Origin of the sequence: Streptomyces sp. HP-A2021, from assembly GCF_022807935.1 — a bacterium.
Classification (GTDB): domain Bacteria; phylum Actinomycetota; class Actinomycetes; order Streptomycetales; family Streptomycetaceae; genus Streptomyces; species Streptomyces afghaniensis.
The window spans coordinates 6,568,764-6,587,881 of record NZ_CP094344.1; the positions used below are offsets into that span (position 1 = coordinate 6,568,764).

The 19,118-nt window shown below is 70.8% G+C and carries 15 protein-coding genes; 13 read left to right on the top strand and 2 right to left on the bottom strand.

Features of this window, described 5'->3' with window-relative positions; translation table 11 throughout:
• Positions 1–79 precede the first annotated feature (79 nt).
• From MQE23_RS29700 to MQE23_RS29715, 4 genes are all read left to right on the top strand, one after another.
• Entirely contained in the window at positions 80–1,630 is a 1,551-nt protein-coding gene (locus tag MQE23_RS29700; RefSeq protein WP_020269556.1) for an alkaline phosphatase D family protein, read from the top strand.
• Between the two features lie 480 nt (positions 1,631–2,110).
• Complete coding sequence (locus MQE23_RS29705; RefSeq protein ID WP_020269555.1) at positions 2,111–3,607, top strand: bifunctional cytidylyltransferase/SDR family oxidoreductase; 1,497 nt, start codon at positions 2,111–2,113, stop codon at positions 3,605–3,607.
• A 202-nt stretch (positions 3,608–3,809) separates the two neighbouring features.
• Positions 3,810–5,891 (top strand): hypothetical protein, encoded by a 2,082-nt coding sequence (locus MQE23_RS29710; protein ID WP_020269554.1) that lies wholly within the window; start codon positions 3,810–3,812, stop codon positions 5,889–5,891.
• A 203-nt stretch (positions 5,892–6,094) separates the two neighbouring features.
• Positions 6,095–7,303, top strand: a complete 1,209-nt coding sequence (locus tag MQE23_RS29715) for a glycosyltransferase (protein ID WP_037666730.1) — start codon at positions 6,095–6,097, stop codon at positions 7,301–7,303.
• 97 nt (positions 7,304–7,400) lie between these two features.
• On the opposite strand, the gene MQE23_RS29720 is transcribed toward MQE23_RS29715, so the two are convergent.
• Positions 7,401–9,473, bottom strand: a complete 2,073-nt coding sequence (locus MQE23_RS29720; RefSeq protein WP_243382804.1) for a hypothetical protein — start codon at positions 9,471–9,473, stop codon at positions 7,401–7,403.
• Positions 9,474–9,792: 319 nt separating this feature from the next.
• On the opposite strand from MQE23_RS29720, the gene proB reads away from it, so the two are divergent.
• The 5 genes from proB (at position 9,793) to MQE23_RS29745 (ending at position 14,745) form a co-directional block, all read left to right on the top strand.
• Positions 9,793–10,899 (top strand): glutamate 5-kinase, encoded by a 1,107-nt coding sequence (gene proB, locus MQE23_RS29725; RefSeq protein WP_020269551.1) that lies wholly within the window; start codon positions 9,793–9,795, stop codon positions 10,897–10,899.
• Between the two features lie 134 nt (positions 10,900–11,033).
• The gene (locus tag MQE23_RS29730; protein ID WP_037666728.1) at positions 11,034–11,492 is read left to right on the top strand and encodes a hypothetical protein; all 459 of its coding nucleotides are present in this window, start codon (positions 11,034–11,036) and stop codon (positions 11,490–11,492) included.
• 72 nt (positions 11,493–11,564) lie between these two features.
• A complete protein-coding gene (locus tag MQE23_RS29735; RefSeq protein WP_020269549.1) occupies positions 11,565–12,851 on the top strand; it encodes a glutamate-5-semialdehyde dehydrogenase in 1,287 nt (428 codons plus the stop codon).
• A gap of 131 nt (positions 12,852–12,982) precedes the next feature.
• A complete protein-coding gene (locus MQE23_RS29740) occupies positions 12,983–13,585 on the top strand; it encodes a hypothetical protein (protein WP_037666727.1) in 603 nt (200 codons plus the stop codon).
• 89 nt (positions 13,586–13,674) lie between these two features.
• Complete coding sequence (locus tag MQE23_RS29745) at positions 13,675–14,745, top strand: hypothetical protein (RefSeq protein ID WP_243380757.1); 1,071 nt, start codon at positions 13,675–13,677, stop codon at positions 14,743–14,745.
• A gap of 33 nt (positions 14,746–14,778) precedes the next feature.
• Here the strand turns inward: MQE23_RS29745 and MQE23_RS29750 are convergent, their stop codons facing one another.
• Entirely contained in the window at positions 14,779–15,912 is a 1,134-nt protein-coding gene (locus tag MQE23_RS29750) for a M48 family metallopeptidase (protein WP_243382806.1), read from the bottom strand.
• A 125-nt stretch (positions 15,913–16,037) separates the two neighbouring features.
• On the opposite strand from MQE23_RS29750, the gene MQE23_RS29755 reads away from it, so the two are divergent.
• The 4 genes from MQE23_RS29755 to MQE23_RS29770 all read left to right on the top strand — a co-directional run bounded on the left by MQE23_RS29755 (position 16,038) and on the right by MQE23_RS29770 (position 19,067).
• The gene (locus tag MQE23_RS29755) at positions 16,038–16,199 is read left to right on the top strand and encodes a hypothetical protein (protein ID WP_020269545.1); all 162 of its coding nucleotides are present in this window, start codon (positions 16,038–16,040) and stop codon (positions 16,197–16,199) included.
• A 163-nt stretch (positions 16,200–16,362) separates the two neighbouring features.
• On the top strand, positions 16,363–16,527 hold the full coding sequence (locus tag MQE23_RS29760; protein WP_010041970.1) for a hypothetical protein: 165 nt from the start codon (positions 16,363–16,365) through the stop codon (positions 16,525–16,527).
• 85 nt (positions 16,528–16,612) lie between these two features.
• Positions 16,613–17,356: a nicotinate-nucleotide adenylyltransferase gene (gene nadD / locus MQE23_RS29765; RefSeq protein WP_020269544.1), complete on the top strand. Its 744-nt coding sequence runs from the start codon at positions 16,613–16,615 to the stop codon at positions 17,354–17,356.
• 16 nt (positions 17,357–17,372) lie between these two features.
• Positions 17,373–19,067, top strand: a complete 1,695-nt coding sequence (locus MQE23_RS29770) for an LCP family protein (protein ID WP_243380758.1) — start codon at positions 17,373–17,375, stop codon at positions 19,065–19,067.
• Positions 19,068–19,118: the final 51 nt, after the last annotated feature.

Genomic DNA, 19,118 nt, shown 5'->3' on the forward strand with positions numbered 1-19,118 from the left:
CGGCGTTCAGCGGGCGGACCGCCCGCGAGCGTGAAGCTTCCCAGTGTCCAAGTGGCCAGCGAGGTAAGGGAGTCAGACGATGACCGGAGCAGTATCCCCCGACCGACGCCGTTTTCTGACCGCCGGTGCCGCGGTCCTCGGTGCGGCGGCCTCCGCCCAGCTGTGGCTTCCGGCCACCGCCCACGGGGCCGAGACTCCGCTGCCCGACGGCGTGTTCAGCCTCGGCGTCGCCTCCGGAGACCCGCTGCCGGACGGCATCGTGCTGTGGACCCGGCTCGCCCCGGACCCGCTGAACGGCGGCGGAATGCCCGACCGGGTGGTGCCCGTGGAGTGGCAGCTCGCGGAGGACCAGCGGTTCAGAAAGCTCGTCCGCCGGGGCACCGCCCAGGCCCGGCCCGAGTACGGGCACAGCGTTCACGTGGACGTACGCGGGCTGCGCCCGGACCGCACGTACTGGTACCGCTTCCGCACCAGCGGGCAGCTGTCGCCCGTCGGCCGCACCCGTACCGCGCCCCACCCCTACAGCTCCGGTGGCTCCCTGCGCATGGCGCTGGCCTCCTGCCAGAACTGGCAGCACGGCTATTTCACGCCGTACGCCGACATGCTCGACCAGGACCCGGACGTCGTGGTGTTCGTCGGGGACTACATCTACGAGTCCACGCCGTCGGCGACGGGTGTACGACGCCACGAGGGGACCGGTGAGCCGTTCAGCCTCGCCCAGTACCGCAACCGGTACGCCCAGTACCGCACCGACGCCGACCTCGCGGCGATGCACGCGAACGCGCCCTTCGTGGTGTCCTTCGACGACCACGAGGTGGACAACGACTTCGCCGGCGAGATCCCGCAGGACCCGGACAAGCAGCCGCACGACGCGTTCGTGGCCCGGCTGACCGCGGCCTACCAGGCGTTCTACGAGCACATGCCGGTCCGTGCGACCGCCGTCCCCAACGGGCCGCACATCCGGATGTACCGCCGTCTGGAGTTCGGCCGGCTGGCCCGGCTCAACGTCCTGGACACCCGGCAGTACCGCAGCGACCAGGCCAAGAGCCAGGCCGGTGCCCAGGACCCGTCGCTGACCATGCTGGGCGCACGGCAGAAGCAGTGGCTGCTCAACGGGCTGCAGAACTCGCCGGCCCGCTGGAACCTGATCGCCTCGCAGATCATGATGGCCGAGACGGACCTCCAGGTCGGCGAGGGCAAGCTCTGGTTCTACGACGCCTGGGACGGCTACCAGGCCGAACGCAACCGCTTCCTGAAGGAGTTCAGGCAGGTCCGCAACCCCGTCGTGCTCTCCGGCGACCGGCACCTGACGATGATCAGCGACCTCAAGGAGGACTACGCCGATCCGGACTCCACGGTCGTCGGCGCCGAGTTCGTCGGCACCTCCATCTCCAGCAACGGCGACCAGGACCAGGCGGCCTTCCGCAAGGAGTGGGACCCGCGGCGCCCGGACAACCCGCACTGGAAGCTGCTCGACGCCCACCGCGGCTACCACCTCTTCGACATCGGCCGCGCCGGCATCGACGCGCAGGTGAGGGTGGTCGACACCGTCCGGCAGCCGTCGGCGACGCCGAGCACGCTGGCCAGGCTGCGGGTCGAGGCGGGCCGGCCGGGAGTCGAGGTGGTCTGACCCGACCCCTGACACACGCGTGAGCCCGGTACTCCTCGGAGTGCCGGGCTCTTCCTCGTACGAGAGGCGTGAGCATGTGAGAAGTCCGACCCGGGCCACCGGCGTATTGCTCTCGCCGAGACCGAAATGCTGCGGAATCTTAACCACCAATTCCGCGGCAATGAGCTGCCGCGACCGGCGCCGGGGTGACGGTGCGGGCCTGCGCCGCCAAAGCGCGTACCGTGCACGAGACATCGTCCAAGGAACTCGTGAAGGTCCTGGGTCACCGCTGTCACAAGCGGCTCCGACGTCGCTGAGCACCTGTGGAGTTACTCACAGCGCATTTCCCGGAGGGTCGCGCAGCCGTCTCACCAATCACCAGGAGTGGGAGGTGAATGACAGGTTGCGCGCACATATGCGGCGGAGGGCGCTCACCTTGCACTGCGGTAACCACAAGTGGGACCATTTCCAAGTTCCCTGTCGCCCCAAGGTAGGTCACCTGTGTCCCAGCACATAGCCAAGCCCCGTACCACCGCAGTGATCCTGGCCGGTGGTACCGGTCAGCGGGTGGGTCTGTCGATCCCCAAGCAGCTGCTGAAGATCGCCGGCAAGGCAGTCATCGAGCACACGCTGACCACCTTCGAGAACGCGGACTCGATCGACGACATCATCGTGCTGATGGCACCCGGCTACGTGCCCGACGTCGAGAAGATCGTCGCGAAGGCCGGATTCAAGAAGGTCTCGAAGGTCATCGAGGGCGGCGCCACGCGGAACGAGACCACCGAGCGCGCCATCTCGGCCCTGGGCGAGGGCCTGGCCGAGGGCGAGGACGCCAACGTCCTCTTCCACGACGCCGTGCGCCCCCTGCTGTCGCAGCGCGTCATCGACGACTGCGTCACCGCGCTGGAGCGCTACCAGGCCGTCGACGTCGCCATCCCCTCCGCCGACACCATCATCGTCACGCGCACGCACGGCGAGGACGGCGAATTCATCACCGAGATCCCGGACCGCTCCCGGCTGCGCCGCGGCCAGACCCCGCAGGCCTTCAAGCTGTCCACGATCAAGCGGGCCTACGAGGTGGCCGCCGGCGACCCCAACTTCCAGGCCACCGACGACTGCTCCGTCGTGCTCAAGTACCTGCCGGACGTGCCGATCCACGTCGTCGCGGGTGACGAGTACAACATGAAGGTCACCCAGCCCGTCGACGTCTTCATCGCCGACAAGCTCTTCCAGCTGGCCTCCACCGCCGCGCCCGAGCAGGTCTCCGAGGAGGCCTACCGGGAACTGCTGACCGGCAAGACGGTCGTCGTCTTCGGCGGCTCCTACGGCATCGGCAAGGACATCGCCGAACTCGCCGAGTCCTACGGCGCCAAGGTCTACGCCCTGGGCCGCTCCACCACCGGCACCCACGTGGAGAACCCGGAGGAGGTCGACGACGCCCTGTCCAAGGCCTACGCCGAGACCGGCCGCATCGACTACGTGGTGAACACCGCCGGAGTGCTGCGCATCGGCAAGCTCGCCGAGACCGACAACGCCACCATCGAGGAGGCGCTGAAGGTCAACTACCTGGCCCCGGTGCAGATCGCCCGTTCGTCGTACAAGTACCTGTCCGAGACCAAGGGCCAGCTGCTGCTGTACACCTCCAGCAGCTACACCCGGGGTCGCGCCGAGTACAGCCTGTACTCCTCGACCAAGGCCGCCATGGTGAACCTCACCCAGGCCCTGTCCGACGAGTGGGCCGGCGACGGCGTCCGCGTCAACTGCATCAACCCGGAGCGCACCGCCACCCCGATGCGCACCAAGGCGTTCGGCCAGGAGCCGACCGGCTCGCTGCTGTCCTCCGAGGCCGTGGCCCGCACCTCGCTCGACGTGCTGCTGTCCGAGCTGACCGGCCACGTCATCGACGTCCGCCAGCAGGACCCGACCGCCGGTGCGGCCCGCGCCTCCGGCTTCGAGCAGGCACTCGCCTCGGTGCTGGACCGGCAGGACGGCGTGTAATAATTGGCGCCAAATAGACTTCGGTAATTCAGGCCTCTGCGCCCTTCTGTTAACGGCTTCGTCAACAGGGGTGTTCGCAGGGGCCTGAATCCATACCGTCTCGCGAATATTCACAGACCAGCCGCATTTCAGAACCAAGACCGGCACACCCCTCCCAAGAGCAGGTTTCTCCGTGATATCCACCGCTATTCGCGTCGCCCGGGTGGGCAGCGCGGCCGAGCTGGCCGCGGCGGTCCTCATGATGCTGGGCTTCCCCTGCCTCATGCTGGCCGCGCTCGTCCCGAGCGTCCCCGCCTTCGCGGCAGCGGCCGCCGTGACGTACCTGGCGGACCACTATCTGCACCGCAAGGGCAGCTACCTGATCAACCGCCTCAGCAAGGTGCGGGCCGGCCTGTCGATCCGCTTCCTGATCCGCCAGCTGCTCCTGGTCCTGCTGCTGGCCCGGCTGTCCCTCGCGGACAACCTGATCTACTACGGGGCGATCGCCTGCTTCATCGCCTTCTACGGTCTGCAGGCCCCGCACGGTGCGCTGGTCCAGCTGATCCGCAACCGCCGCCGCATGCCGGTCGCCACCCGCAACGTCGACCTGAAGTCCCGCATCCGCATCCCGGACGCACCGCCGCGCCGGCTGCTGCACCGCTCCGCCGAGAAGATGCTGCACCTCGACCTCTTCGCGGTCGCCGGCATCCTGCTCGCCGCGCAGGTGAAGTCGGCCCTCGTCGGTTTCGTCGGCATCGGCATCACGGTGGCCGTCGCCACCCTGTACGTCCTGGCGCTCATGCCGTACGTCCGGGGCCGGAAGATCCCGCCGAACGCCGAGAAGGTGCTGGCCGCCGTCGATGACTGGCTGGGCGAGTACAAGCCGGAGACGGTCCTGTACTTCTCCGGTTCCAAGGACTCCGCGTACCAGGTGAACATGTGGCTGGACACCATGGAGAAGCTGGACTCCAAGCCGCTGATCATCCTGCGTGAGCGGGCCATCCTGAACAACCTCGCGCCGACCACGGTCCCCGTCATCTGCGTGCCCGGAGGGGTGCACCTGATGAACATGGACCTGTCCACGGTGCGGGTCGCGCTCTACGCGGCGAACGTCGGCAAGAACATCCACATGCTGCGCGTGCCCACCATCAAGCACGTCTTCATCGGCCACGGCGACAGCGACAAGCTCGCCAGCGTCAACCCGTACAGCAAGGTCTACGACGAGGTGTGGACGGCCGGCCGCGCGGGCCGCGACCGCTACGCCATCGCCGACGTCGGTGTCCGCGACGAGGACATCGTCGAGGTCGGCCGCCCGCAGCTCGCCCCGATCCAGCCCTGGCAGGGCGTCCCCGAGGGCCGTATCCCGACCGTCCTGTACGCCCCCACCTGGGAGGGCTGGGACGGTAACCCGGGCAACACCTCGGTCGTGCTGGCCGGCGAGAACATCGTGAAGCAGCTCGTGCAGGCCGACCCGCCGGTCCGCGTCCTGTACAAGCCGCACCCCTTCACCGGCAACGTCAGCAAGGAGGCCGGCGCCGCCCACCAGCGCATCACCGCCCTGGTCCGGAAGGCCGCCGCCGAGCGTGCCGCCGACTCCCGCTTCGTCACCGACAACGCCGCCCAGACGCAGGCCAAGGCCGAGCTGGCCCGGATCGAGGCCCGGATCGCCCAGCTGGCCGGCAACGGCGGCGACAAGGGCCGCGACGAGGCCGAGGCCACCCGTGACGGGCAGGTCGACGTCGCCCGGCACGAGGAGGTCGCCCGGCTGCGCGCCGAGTGGAACGAGGTCTACTGGCGTTCCTTCCCCACCTGGGAGCACCGCGTCATCACCGGCTCCGAACCGCGGCTGTACGACTGCTTCAACGTCTCCGACGCGATGGTCTCCGACATCTCCAGCGTGGTCTCCGACTTCATCGCGAGCGGCAAGCCCTACGCGGTCACCGACTCCGCGGAGGTGGGCGTCGAGGAGTTCAAGCGGAACAACACGGCCGTGCGTGCCGCGGTGATCCTCTCCAACAGCGCGGACGAGCTGGGCGAGCTGCTGAGTGCCGTGCGCGACCCGGCCGCCGACCCGCTGGCCGAGGACCGCAAGGAGCTCAAGCAGTACCTGCTGGGCCCGGACGAGCCGGCCTCCATCGACCAGTTCAACACCGCCGTCGCGAACCTCGCGCTCAAGGCCGAGACGCGCAACGTCGGCCAGGAGTCACGGATCGCGGCCGCCACCGCCGAGTCGGAACTGGCGAACGCCGTGCCCGGGCAGCGGGTGTCCTCCGCCGGTGACACGGACGGTGTCGGCACGGCCTGAACAGCCGCCACCTGCTTCAGAGTTCGGCCCCCGAGGAGCGTCCTCGGGGGCCGAACTCTTTCGCGTTCCCGCTTCCTGTCGGTTCGCCATGTGAGGTGACTCACTAATACGTGTGTTTGAGGCAACCGCTTGTCCCGATCACTCGTCTACCAAGTAGCGAATGAGGCGATACGGGGGGAATATCCCATTGACTAGGGGGAAACGTGACCGTTGCGCAGCCTGATGTGAGTGTGATCATCGGTGCGTACGAAGCGATGCCGTACCTGATCGAGTGCCTCTCGTCCGTCGAGGCACAGACCATCGATCCGGAGCGCATCGAGGTCATCGCGGTGGACGACGGATCGACGGACGGCACAGGGGAGTACCTGGAGGAGTTCGCCGAGCGCGCTCCCATGCACGTCCTGGTGATCCGGCAGGAGAACTCCGGCGGCCCCAGCGGCCCGCGCAACGTCGGTCTGGGCAAGGCGACCGGGCGTTACGTCTTCTTCCTCGACGCCGACGACCGGCTGGGCCCCGAGGCCCTGGAGCGGATGGTCGACATGGCCGACCGCGCCGGCACGGACGTCGTCCTCGGCAAGGTCGAGGGCGTCAACCGCTCGGCCCCGAAGTCCATGTGGGGCAAGACGGTGGAGCGCACGGACGTCTACTCGTCCAACATCAAGTTCACGCTCAGCGCGCAGAAGCTGTTCCGCCGCGCGCTGCTCGACCGGCACGGCATGCGGTTCGACGAGTCGCTGTTCACCGGTGAGGACGCCCTGTTCACGATGGAGGCGTATCTGCGGGCGGACGGCGTCTCCGTGGTCGCCGACCACACCTGCTACTACCTGGTGGGGCGTGACGACGGCAAGCACGTGACCAAGAGCGGCAGTTACACGCTGCGCTTCGACTCCGCGCGGGCCCTGATGAACCTCATCGCCGAGCTCGTCCCCGCGGGCGGCCGGCGCGACCAGTTGATGGTCCGGCCGTTCCTCGTCACGCTGCTGCCGCAGTTCGGGCCCAAGTACCTGACGGACAGCGAGGAGATACGCCGGCACAAGTTCGAGCTGGCCAAGCCGCTGATGGACGCCCACTGGACCGAGGGCGTCGCCCAGCGCCTCAAGGTCCACGAGCGGCTGCGGCTGCATCTGGTCGCCGAGCAGCGTCCCGAACTGCTGCTGGACGTCGTGAAGTTCGTCAAGGCCAAGAAGCAGGCGGCGGCCCTGCTGGAGAAGAAGGGCCGCCGCGTCTACCTGGCTTATCCGCACTTCCGCGACCGCGCCGCGGGCATCCCCGACTCGGTGTACCTCGCCGAGCCGCGCGAGGCCCGCGCCTTCCCGGGCTACCGCGAGGGCGGCGTCGACACGTTCGTACGCCGGGCGGTGCGCAAGGCGCGACGGGTGCTGACGTCGCGTGAGGTGCGGCAGGCGGCGTGAACGCGGGCGCGGGGCCGGTGGGGTGATCGCCCACGGCCCCGCGTTCGGTGGGTTGGTTCGGCTGCTGGTTCGGCTGTTGGCTCGTCGTACTGTGCCGCTAGCGCGGTGCCGTCGTCGGCAGGCCCGCTCCGCCGCTCGCCGGCTGCGTGCGCTGACCGGGCAGTTCCGCCGCCGGCTGCTCCGCCGCCAGGCGCTCCGCCACCCGTGCCCGGTGGTCCCGGGCCTGAGCGCACAGAGCCTGTACGGCCGCGTTGAAGCGCTCCTGCGACGGCGGATCGGCCGGACCCAGCAGGCGCAGCTTCAACTCGGCGCGTGCCTCGGCCAGGACGTCCTTCTCCGGGTGCCGGACCGTCTCCAGCAGGCTCGGCACCCCGGTGGCGTCCGGTGTCAGCACGGTCGCCGCCGCCACCGTCGGGAACGCCGTGCGGAAGGCCTCCTCGGGCAGCCCGCTGGTGTTCGCCACCGCGTACGGCTTCTCGCTCGCCAGGAAGTCGCTGATCACGCTCGACACGTCACTGATCAGCAGGTCGGCCACGTTGAAGCAGGAGTACAGCGCGGGCCGGGCGTCCGTGATGATCTGGTGCTCGCCCTCCGGCAGCGAGGCCCAGTACGCCTCCTCCCAGGCCGCCGTCGCCCGTGCCACCGCCTCCGCCCGGCCCGGCTCCGGCGCCGACTGCACGCGCATCCGCTCCAGCGTGTCGGCCCCGGCCCGGAAGTCGGCCGTGGTGAGCCGGTCCAGCTCCTCGGTGAGACGGGCCAGTTCGGCACCGGCCGTGGGGCGACGCGCCCCCGTGCGCTCCCGGTTGGCCGACCGGATCAGCTCCCGGATGCGCAGATCGGCCGCGCCCGCGCGCGGGTCCACCGACCCCGTCAGCGGGTGCGGCTTGTACAGCAGCCGCACGCCCGGGTCGGCGAGCAGCGCCCGCACCAGGTTCTCACCGGCCGCGATCACCGACGTGTTGCCGGGGTTGCCGTCCCAGCCCTCCCAGGTCGGCGCGTACAGCACGGTCGTGTAGGTCCCGGCCGGCGGACCGGCGTACGGCTGCACGGCGTCCAGTTGCGGACGGCCCGTCTCCACGACGTCCTTGTCCTCGACGCCCACCTCGGCCAGCGCGTACCGCTCGCGCGCGGCGGGCCCGGCCACCCAGACCTCGTCGTACGCCTTCGCGTACGGGTTGCACGAGGACAGCTTGTCGCTCTCGCCGTGGTTGACGAAGGTGTGCCTGATCGTGGGGATGCGCAGCACCTGAGAGGTCTTGCCGGAGTTCGACGGGTGGATGAGGACCTGGAGCGTGGAGTGCTCGAGACGCATCAGCGTGGACACCTTCGGCAGGCACACGATCGGGATGTCCGTCGGCGCGATCTTCTGCACCATGAACCGCTCGCGCAGCACGATGACCGGCTTGCCGTCGAGCCCCGCGAGCGGCTCCAGCCACATGTTCGCCTGGTAGGCCGAGGAGGCGCCGCCGGAGAAGTACAGGCCCACGGTCGGCCGGTACTCGGCCAGCCACGCGTCGAACCAGGCGAGCACTTCCTGCTCGCCGGCCGGGCGGCGTCCCGGCAGCAGCCGGAAGAGCAGTGCGCCGAGGCCGGTCAGCGCGAGCGCGAGGGAGAGCGCGATGCCCGCGGCGGCGTACACCGGGTCGTCGCCCGGCGCTGCGGCCAGCAGCCCGGCCGTCGCCGGCAGGCCGAACACCAGGAGCCGGTGGCCGGGGCGGCGCAGCAGCACGGACGGGGCCGGGGACAGCCGCAGGGCCGAGGCGTCGATGTTGCGGGTCACCACCGGCAGGGTGCGGGTACGGCGCACCAGCACGGAGAGCGCCTGGATCGCGCAGTGCAGCACGTAGAAGGCGAGCAGACCGGCCACGAGCGGGGCGTACACGGTCTCCCGGTCCTGCTCGCCGAGCCGCAGCAGGCCCACCACCAGCAGCAGGTCCCGCAGGACGTGCCGCACGGAGATGTCCGCGTGCGACTTGGCGAACAGCGACAGCACCCCGCGCTGCCACCGGTACAGGGCGCCCTCGGTGGCCAGGGAGACGGTGGTCGCGGCGATCAGCAGGGGTACGTGGGGCAGCAGCGCCGCGACCGCCTGAGCGGCGAACGCGGCGGCCAGGACGATGGTGACCAGCCCCTTCAGCAGGGCCGGTGGGCGGGGGAGAGGTAGGGGCACTGCGGTCACTCCAGGAGCGTCGGGTCGGCGCGGCGCAGGTCGGCCGACCGGGTTAACGCGCGGCGACCTCCCGACGACACGCGCGTGTCGTCGAGGCGTGGGCGGCTGCCGTCCCGCATGGCGTCGGACCGTAGCGGAAGATTCCATTCCTGTCGGGGGGCGGGACCCGAGCAGGGCGACGGTGCTCCCGTGACACGAGCGGCACCGTCCGTAGCGTGGACCGGCGCCGCGCCCCGTCCGGCCGTCCCGTAGATTTCCTGGTGAGCGACCGAATCGACGCGAGGGGACGGACGGCGACGTGGCAGGGGCAAGGCAGGCCGTGGGCGAGGCCCGCAGGATCGTCGTCAAGGTCGGGTCCTCCTCGCTGACCACCGCCTCGGGCGGCCTGGACGCGGACCGCGTGGACGCGCTGGTCGACGTGCTCGCCAAGGTCCGTAGCGGCGGCGAACGGGAGATCGTCCTGGTCTCCTCGGGTGCCATCGCGGCCGGCCTCGCCCCGCTGGGCCTGCGCCGCCGCCCCAAGGACCTGGCCCGGCAGCAGGCCGCCGCCAGCGTCGGCCAGGGCCTGCTGGTCGCCCGCTACACCGCCTCCTTCGCCCGCTACGCCGTCCGCGTCGGACAGGTGCTGCTGACCTCCGACGACATGAGCCGCCGCGCCCACCACCGCAACGCCTCCCGCACCCTCGACAAGCTGCTCGCGATGGGCGCCTTCCCGATCGTCAACGAGAACGACACCGTCGCCACGGACGAGATCCGCTTCGGCGACAACGACCGTCTCGCCGCCCTGGTCGCCCATCTCGTCCACGCCGACCTGCTGGTCCTGCTGTCCGACGTGGACGGCGTGTACGACGGCGACCCCGCCAAGCCCGGCACCTCCCGCATCGCCGAGGTCCGCGACCCGTCCGACCTCGCGGACGTCGAGATCGGCAGCGCGGGCAAGGCCGGCGTCGGCACCGGTGGCATGGTCACCAAGGTCGAGGCCGCCCGGATCGCGGCAGCCGCCGGTGTTCCCGTCGTCCTGACCAGCACGATCCACGCGGCCGACGCCCTGACCGGCCAGGACACCGGCACCTACTTCCACCCCACCGGCAAACGCTCCGCCGACCGGCTGCTGTGGCTGCAGCACGCCTCCACCCCGCAGGGCGCCCTCACCCTGGACGACGGCGCCGTCCAGGCCGTCGTGGAGCGCCGCAAGTCGCTGCTGCCGGCCGGCATCGCCGCCGTCGAGGGCGAGTTCAGCGCCGGCGACCCGGTCGAACTGCGGGACGCCAAGGGGCACGCCGTGGCCCGCGGGCTCGTCAACTTCGACGCCAAGGAGATCCCCCGGCTGATCGGCCGCTCCACCCGCGAACTGGCCCGTGAACTCGGACCCGCGTACGAACGCGAGGTCGTACACAGGGACGACCTGGTGCTCCTGCACCCGTAATGGGTCGAAACGTCCGCCCCCGGTGGTGGACGTTCCGCAAAACCGCCACGCGATCTCTTGCGGCCTGCTCAACTTTGTCTCGGGGACATATTCCGCAGCAGCGCCACAGTGCAAAGGAGGCCGTCGTGAGACGAGTGCGCCCTGGGGCCGCGGCGTCCCGTGGTGGTGCCGGCTCCCGCGCGGCCGGTGAGGAGCGGGCCCTGACGAGCGTGGCAGCGGGGGACCGCTTCGAGGGCGAGGAGCCCGGTGACATCCCGCGCCTGTGGCACGTCACCCTCAGCGTCTCCGGCAAGGAGGCCCCGCTCCCCGAGGTCCGGCGCGCCCTGGAACAGCTGGCCCACGACCACCCCTTCCTCCTGACCAGCCGATACGCGGTCGACCACGCGGAGATCCGCTACTGGGAGGAGGCCCGCGACCTGCACGACGCGGCCGCCGTCGCCCTGCGCCTGTGGGGCGAGCACCGGCAGACCGCCGGACTGCCGCCCTGGGAGATCGTCGGCCTGGAGGTCATCGACCGCGCGACCTACCACCAGCGCATCGCCGAGGGGTACGGCCCGCCCCCGGCCTCGCCCGTCGGAGTTCACCCGTTCTGATCAGGTCCAGGGCGTGTCTCGGGGTGTGAAACGCGCGATGAACGCAATCGCCCGGCGCACTACGCTTCCCTCATGACCACGCTTTCGCCGTACGACTCCATGTCCCCGGTCACCGAGGCCGCCTACCGTGCCAAGGCCGCCGCCGCGAACCTCGCGCCGCTGCCGCGGGCCGACAAGGACGACGCGCTGCTCGCCATCGCCGACGCGCTGGAGGTCCGTACGAGCGAGATCGTCGAGGCCAACGCCAAGGACGTCGCCAAGGCCCGCGAGGCCGGCATCAGCGAGGGCATGATCGACCGGCTCACGCTCACCCCCGAGCGGGTCCGCGCCATCGCCTCCGACGTGCGTGACGTCGCCGCGCTGCCCGACCCGGTCGGTGAGGTCGTGCGCGGCTCCACGCTGCCCAACGGCATCGACCTGCGCCAGGTCCGCGTGCCGCTCGGCGTCGTCGGGATCATCTACGAGGGCCGGCCGAACGTCACCGTCGACGCCGCCGCCCTCTGCCTGAAGTCCGGCAACGCAGTCCTGCTGCGCGGCTCCTCCTCGGCGTACCAGTCGAACACGGCCCTCGTGCGGGTCCTGCGCGACGCCGTGGGCGGGGCCGGGCTGCCCGCCGACGCCATCCAGCTCGTGCCCGGCGAGAGCCGCGACAGCGTGCGCGAGCTGATGCGCGCCCGCGGCCTGGTCGACGTGCTCATCCCGCGCGGCGGCGCCTCCCTGATCAACACGGTCGTCCAGGAGTCCGTCGTCCCGGTCATCGAGACCGGCACCGGCAACTGCCACGTCTACGTCGACGCCCAGGCCGACCTCGACATGGCCGTCGAGATCCTGATCAACTCCAAGGCCCAGCGCGTCGGCGTCTGCAACGCCGCCGAGACCCTGCTGGTCCACCAGGACATCGCCGCCGAGTTCCTGCCGAGGGCCCTGGACGCCCTCGCGGAGGCCGGGGTCACGGTGCACGCCGACGAGCGCGTCCTGGCCCATGCCAAGGACTCCAAGGCCACGGTCGTCGAGGCGACGGCCGAGGACTGGGAGACGGAGTACCTGTCGTACGACATCGCCGCGGCCGTGGTGGACTCGCTGGACAAGGCCGTCGAACACATCCGGCTGTGGACCTCCGGCCACACCGAGGCCATCGTCACGACCTCCCAGCAGGCCGCCCGCCGCTTCACCCAACTGGTCGACTCGACCACGGTCGCCGTCAACGCCTCCACCCGCTTCACCGACGGCGGCCAGTTCGGCTTCGGCGCGGAGATCGGCATCTCCACCCAGAAGCTGCACGCCCGCGGCCCGATGGGGCTGCCCGAGCTGACCAGCACGAAGTACATCGTCACCGGGGACGGGCACGTGCGGCGCTGAGCCGCCTGCCACGTGGTATGGGAAGCGGCGCATGTGCGTGCGACAGGCGTGAACGGGCCGCGCGTGCGCCGTGCGGCACCCCGTGAACGCCGTCTCAACCGGCGGATGAATTTGCATACCGTCTGCCCAAAATGACCCCCCAGGTCTACTCTGGAACCGTGCCGGAGGACGTGGGGGGCACGCCGTTTCCTGACGGCCGGGAGCCCGACGACGACCACGACCGCGGGGTGTCGGACGAAGAGTTCGCCTCCGTGGTCTTCGACGAGGCCTTCGTACGCGCGGCCGTGGTGCACGAGCCGACCGCCGTGGAGCGCCTCCTGGCCGCCGCCAAGGCGAGAGCCGAGGCCTCCGAGGCGGAGGCGCGCCGCGCCCACTCCAGAGGCGAGCGGTACGACGAGGGGTACGGCCCGGACGCCCCCGGGAATTTCGGCCATGATCCCGAGCTGGACGAGCTGGACGACCCCGACATCCTCGAGGACCACTACGGCGGCACGGGGCCGTACTCCAAACAGGTCCGCTGGCACCGCCCTGTCGCCTGGCTGCTCGCCCTCGTGATGGGCATCGGCATGGTCGCGCTGGCCTTCACGGCGGTCTACCGGGGCGCGTCCTCCAACCGCGAGGATCCCGTGCCGGCGCCCACCTCGACCGGGCTGGAACAGGGCAGCGGGGCGGCTCCCTCCGCTTCCGCCGACTACTCCCAGCCGGCCGTCTCGGTGATCCCGCGCAACCCCTGACCGGAACCCGCCCGTCCTGGTGAGGACCTGTCAGAACTTGTGGTGCGGCCGGGCGTTTACCCGAGCTTCCGGAGACCTACCCTGAAGATATGGGCGGGCCTGGAGACCCACCTGAGGGGACACCGGAGGGCGCTCCCGGAGGTGGAGAGGACGAGTATCGATCCGTCGTCTTCGACGAGTCGTTCGTCCGCGCTGCCCGCCTCAAGGAGTACTCCGCCCAGGAGCGCATCGGCGATCACGCGCCCGCCGTGCGCCGCGCACCGCCCCTGCGCCGGGGCCTGTCCCGGCAGGCACTGGTCCTGGTCCTGCTGATCGCCGTCGCCTTCGGCACCGCGATCTACATGGGGGTGCGGCACCCCTACCAGACCCCCGCCGCCCGGGAAACCGCCGAACCCCTGCGGATGACCGTCATCCCGCTCGCCCCCGAGGGCAAGGTGCCCGGCACGGCCGACACGGCGTACCTGTACGAGCGCAGCCCCGCCGCACAGTTCAAGAGCGGTGCGGAGGGCGTGCCGCTGCCCGCCTCGCGGCGCACCGCGCACTTCTCGGACAGCCAGGTCGTCGGCGCCCTGACCACCGCCAAGGACTACATCGTCCGCTCCGCCCTCGACCCGGGCGTGCTCATGGGCGGCGAGGTCCGCGCCGTCCGGCTCCTGCTGGACCCCGATCAGCTGGACCAGTTCGACCAGAGCTTCGCCCGCCCCACCGCGGACGGACGCCACGCCCCCACCGGCTGGCTCGTCCGCTTCGACCCCTCCCGCGCCGAGCTGGCCGACCGCAAGGTGCGGGTCCAGGGCACGCTCCAGGCCGCCGAGGTCGACTCGTCCACGCTCGAGGTCACCGCCGACCACACGCTCGTCTACGCACTGCGGCCCGCCGGGGCCGGTGCCAAGGCCGAGGTGTCCCTGTTCACCGTCCGGCGCGAGCTGCACTTCCGCTTCGACCGCGACGACCTGCGCCTGCACCAGGGCCAGCTCGTCGTCTCCTACGTCCAGGCCGGCCCGCTGTCCTGCGCCGAGGACTCCACGAACCACCTGCGCCCCCTCCTGGCCGGCCAGACGGCCAAGGAAGGCGGCCCCGCCGGCACGGACCCCTACGCCACGGGCAGCGCCACGGCCCTCTGCGGCACCCTGGCGACGAGCGCGCAGCCGAGGGTGTGAGAAGACGGGCTTTCCAGGGCCTGGGCGGGCGCCTCAGCTGCCGTCGCGCGGCGGCTGGTCGTCGTCCGGGGAGCCCGAGGAGGAGTCCGACGGGCCCGGCGCCCCGGGGCCGGGGGGCTTCTGGCCCGGGTTCGTGAAGCCGCCGAAGCCCCGGCGGACGCGGTCGCCCAGGTCGCCCGCGCCGCCGGCGAGATCGGTGACCAGCTTCATCAGCGGGTCCTTGGAGCTCTTCACATGGGTCGTGTAGTGGTTCGCCGAATCCCGCCAGGAGTCCCGGACCGAGGTGTCCTTGTCCTCGTCGCGCCGCGGGTAGTGGCCGTCCATGATCCGCTGGTAGTCCCGGGACTCGGCCCACTTCTTCAGCTCGGCCGCCCGCACGGTGGTGAAGGGGTGGGAGCGCGGCAGCACGTTCATGATCTTCAGCACCGAGTCGCGCAGGTCGCCCCCGGCCTCGTACTCCTCGGCCTGGGCGAGGAACGCGTCCACGTTCATCTCGTGCAGGTGGTTGCCGCCCGCGATCTTCATCAGGCCCCGCATGGACGCCTGGAGATCCTGTCCGACCAGCAGCCCCGCCCGGTCCGCGGACAGCTCCGACTTGCGGAACCACTCCCGCAGCCCGGTCACGATCGCCATGATCGCGAGGTTGCCCAGCGGGATCCAGGCGACCCGGACGGCGAGGCTGGTCAGGAACAGCAGGATGGTCCGGTAGACCGAGTGCCCGGACAGCGCGTGCCCCACCTCGTGCCCGACGACCGCCCGCATCTCCTCCTCGTCGAGCAGCTCGACGAGCCCCGTCGTGACGACGATGATCGGCTCGTCCAGGCCGATGCACATCGCGTTCGGCTGCGGGTCCTGGTTGACGTACATCGGCGGGACCTTCTCCAGGTCCAGGATGTAGCAGGCGTCCCGCAGCATCACGTTCAGATGCGAGAACTGCTGGTCCGACACCCGCACCGAGTCGGACAGGAACAGCAGCCGCAGACTGCGCTCGGGCAGCAGGCCGCTGAGCGCCTTGAACACCGTGTCGAAACCGCTCAGCTTGCGCAGGGCCACCAGGGCGGAGCGGTCGGCCGGGTGCTCGTACGTACGCGAGGAGATTCCGGGGAAGCGCCTGCGCTGCCTGCTCGGCACGTGCTCGTGCCCGTTGTGCTCGTGGCCGTCGGACATGTCTTCCCCCATGTGCGTCTGTGTGACCTTTGCGGCCCCTTGTGCGGCCTTTTGCTTCCCCGAGGCGGAGCCCAGCCTAGGCGGAGTTACGGTGGTCGGGCAGTACAGCGAAGGAGACCATCGCCATGGAGCACCACCCCGCAGCCGCCTGGCTCGCCGAGGCCGCGTCCGCCGCCGATCGGCAAGGGGGGCCGGGGATGCTGCGGTACGTACTGCTCGTGATGATCGTGGGCTGTGTGCTGACGGCGTGGTTCCTGCTGCGTGGCTACAGACGGAAGGACGACTGAGGCACGGGGAAGGTTCCCCGCAGGGCCCCGGGACCGGGCCGGGCGGGACCGCGGACGGCCTCCGTGTCACGAACAGGCGGAGTCGGGGTGATCGCGGTCGGGGCGCCCGCTTACGATGAGCCGACGTCTTTAACCCGCCCACACGCGATAGGTCCTGCCGAAGATGAGCTTCCACAGCACCGCTGCCCAGTTGGTCACCCTCGCCGCCGAGGGCGAGGAGCACGGCGGTAACCACGAGAGCCTCAGCCCCTACCTCACCGGTGGCGGCGCCCTCTTCGCCCTGCTGCTCCTGCTGTGGATCACCACCCGCTTCAACCGCGACCGCTGAGCCCGGCCGGGCGCCCCGCGCGGGGCGCCCCGGGGACCACGGGGGCGGCCGGAGCCCTCAGGCAGGGCCGGTAGGGTCTGCACGCATGGGAGAGCAGGACATGCCTACCGGTCCGGCGAACGAGACGCCGCACGACCCGGCACAGGACACGGCGAGCGGCACCGAGCGACACTCGGAGCCCCGGCGTGCCGCCGCGGCGCACCGCCAGATCGACGGCCCCGGAAACGACCGGCCCCAGCCGGGCAAGCGCCGCCTCGGCGTCATGGGCGGCACCTTCGACCCGATCCACCACGGGCACCTGGTGGCGGCCAGCGAGGTCGCCGCGGCGTTCCACCTCGACGAGGTGGTCTTCGTCCCGACCGGCCAGCCCTGGCAGAAGAGCCACCGCAAGGTCTCCCCGGCCGAGGACCGCTACTTGATGACGGTCATCGCGACCGCGGAGAACCCGCAGTTCTCCGTGAGCCGCATCGACATCGACCGCGGCGGCCCCACCTACACCGTGGACACGCTGCGCGACCTGCGCGCGCTCAACCCCGACACGGACCTGTTCTTCATCACCGGCGCCGACGCGCTCTCCCAGATCCTCACCTGGCGGGACAGCGAGGAACTGATCTCCCTCGCGCACTTCATCGGGGTCACCCGGCCGGGCCACCACCTGAACGACCCAGGACTCCCGGAGGGCGGTGTCTCGCTCGTCGAGGTGCCCGCCCTCGCCATCTCCTCCACGGACTGCCGTGCGAGAGTCGCCAAGGGCGACCCCATCTGGTACCTGGTGCCGGACGGAGTCGTGCGCTATATCGACAAGCGCGAGCTGTACCGCGGCGAGTGAGCCGAGAGGGGCACCGGTGAACGACCGATACGACCCGGGGTACGGGGGCGACCAGTACGAGCTCGTCGGCTACGACGAGTACGGCCGGCCTGTCTACCGGCAGGTCCAGGCCCAGCAGACCCAGCAGCAGGCGTACGACCCGTACGCCCAGCAGCAACAGCAGGGCTACGGCTACGACCCGTACAGCGCGGCCGGGCAGCAGCCCCAGCCCGCGTACGACTACGGCACGAGCGGGCAGCAGCCCGGCTACGGCTCCTACGACCCCTACGCCTCCGGGCAGCACCAGGGCGGCACCGCGTCTCACGACCCCTACGGCCAGGCCACGGCCGGCGCCGGTACGGCCCAGCAGCCCCGCGTCGCCGAACAGACCGCCCACATCCCGCAGCAGGCGGGCCCGGCCGACGACGAGGGAGTCGGGGAGGGCCCTCGACGGGAGTACCACACCGAGCAGTTCGCCTTCGTCGAGGAGCCCGACGACAACTCCGAAGACGTCATCGACTGGCTGAAGTTCACCGAGAACCGCACCGAGCGCCGCGAGGAGGCCCGGCGCCGCGCCCGCAGCCGGATCGTCGCCCTGGTCGTCGTCCTCGCGCTCGCCGCGGTCGGCGGCGTCGGTTACCTCTGGTACGCGGGGAAGCTGCCCGGACTGTCCTCCGACGACACCGCGACGGGCACGGCGACGGCCGCGGGCGCCCAGAAGCGCGATGTGGTCGTCGTCCACCTGCACGACATCAAGGGCGGCGGCACCGCCACGGCCCTCCTCGTCGACAACACCACCACCAAGCGGGGCACCACCGTCCTGCTGCCCAACTCCCTCGCCCTGACCAGCGACGACGGCACCACGACGACGCTCGCCAAGTCGGTCGAGGACGACGGCTCCGACGGCACCCGCGGGGCGCTCGACACGGTCCTCGGCACCGACATCCAGGGCACCTGGCGCCTGGACACGCCCTACCTGCAGAACCTCGTCGACCTGGTCGGCAACATCGACGTGGACACCAACGCCGAGGTTCCCGACCCCGCCGCGAAGAAGAAGGGCGAGGCCCCCCTGGTCAGCAAGGGCAAGGCCCAGACCCTCAGCGGCAAGATGGCCGTCGCCTACGCCACCTACCGCGCACCCGGCGAGGCCCAGGACGCCCAGCTGGAGCGCTTCGGGCAGGTCCTGCAGGGCGTCCTGCGCAAGCTGTCCTCCGACCCGCAGGCCGCGACGACCACGATCCAGACGCTGCAGCAGATCCTCGACCCGTCCCTGACCGACAAGGATCTCGGCACCTTCCTCGCCGGGCTCTCCGACCTGGCCAAGGGCGGCGACTACCGGACGGACCTGCTGCCCGTACAGGCCGACGGCACGCTCAGCGCCCAGGCCAGTGCGGGCGTGGTCAAGAACGTCCTCGGCGGCACCGCCAAGAGCCCCGACAAGGACGCCGCCGTCAGCGTCTCCGTCCAGAACGCCAGCGGTGTGAAGGACAACACGGAGAAGGCCCGCGTCGTGCTCCTCAACGGCGGCTTCACCTTCCTGGAGGGCGGCACGGCCGGCTCCGCCCGGGCCACGTCCGAGGTCACCTACGCCGACGCCGCCGACAAGGCCGACGCGGCCGAGGTCGCCAAGACCCTGGGTCTGCCCGCGGGCTCCGTCACCAAGGGCAGGACCTCCGCGAGCGCCGACGTGGCCGTCGTCCTCGGACAGGACTACAAGCCGTCGTCCGACTAGCCGGCAGGAGTGTGCTCCCCACGCGGTCGCCGTAATCGCGTGGGGAGCGCG

Bases quoted from the DNA above. Each gene is read 5' to 3' on its own strand.
- MQE23_RS29755 (WP_020269545.1), top strand. From the start codon at position 16,038: ATGGAGCACCACCCCGCAGCCGCCTGGCTCGCCGAGGCCGCGTCCGCC.
- nadD (WP_020269544.1), top strand. From the start codon at position 16,613: ATGGGAGAGCAGGACATGCCTACCGGTCCGGCGAACGAGACGCCGCAC.
- MQE23_RS29735 (WP_020269549.1), top strand. From the start codon at position 11,565: ATGACCACGCTTTCGCCGTACGACTCCATGTCCCCGGTCACCGAGGCC.
- MQE23_RS29700 (WP_020269556.1), top strand. From the start codon at position 80: ATGACCGGAGCAGTATCCCCCGACCGACGCCGTTTTCTGACCGCCGGT.
- MQE23_RS29740 (WP_037666727.1), top strand. From the start codon at position 12,983: ATGACCCCCCAGGTCTACTCTGGAACCGTGCCGGAGGACGTGGGGGGC.
- MQE23_RS29745 (WP_243380757.1), top strand. From the start codon at position 13,675: ATGGGCGGGCCTGGAGACCCACCTGAGGGGACACCGGAGGGCGCTCCC.
- MQE23_RS29750 (WP_243382806.1), bottom strand. From the start codon at position 15,912: ATGTCCGACGGCCACGAGCACAACGGGCACGAGCACGTGCCGAGCAGG.
- MQE23_RS29760 (WP_010041970.1), top strand. From the start codon at position 16,363: ATGAGCTTCCACAGCACCGCTGCCCAGTTGGTCACCCTCGCCGCCGAG.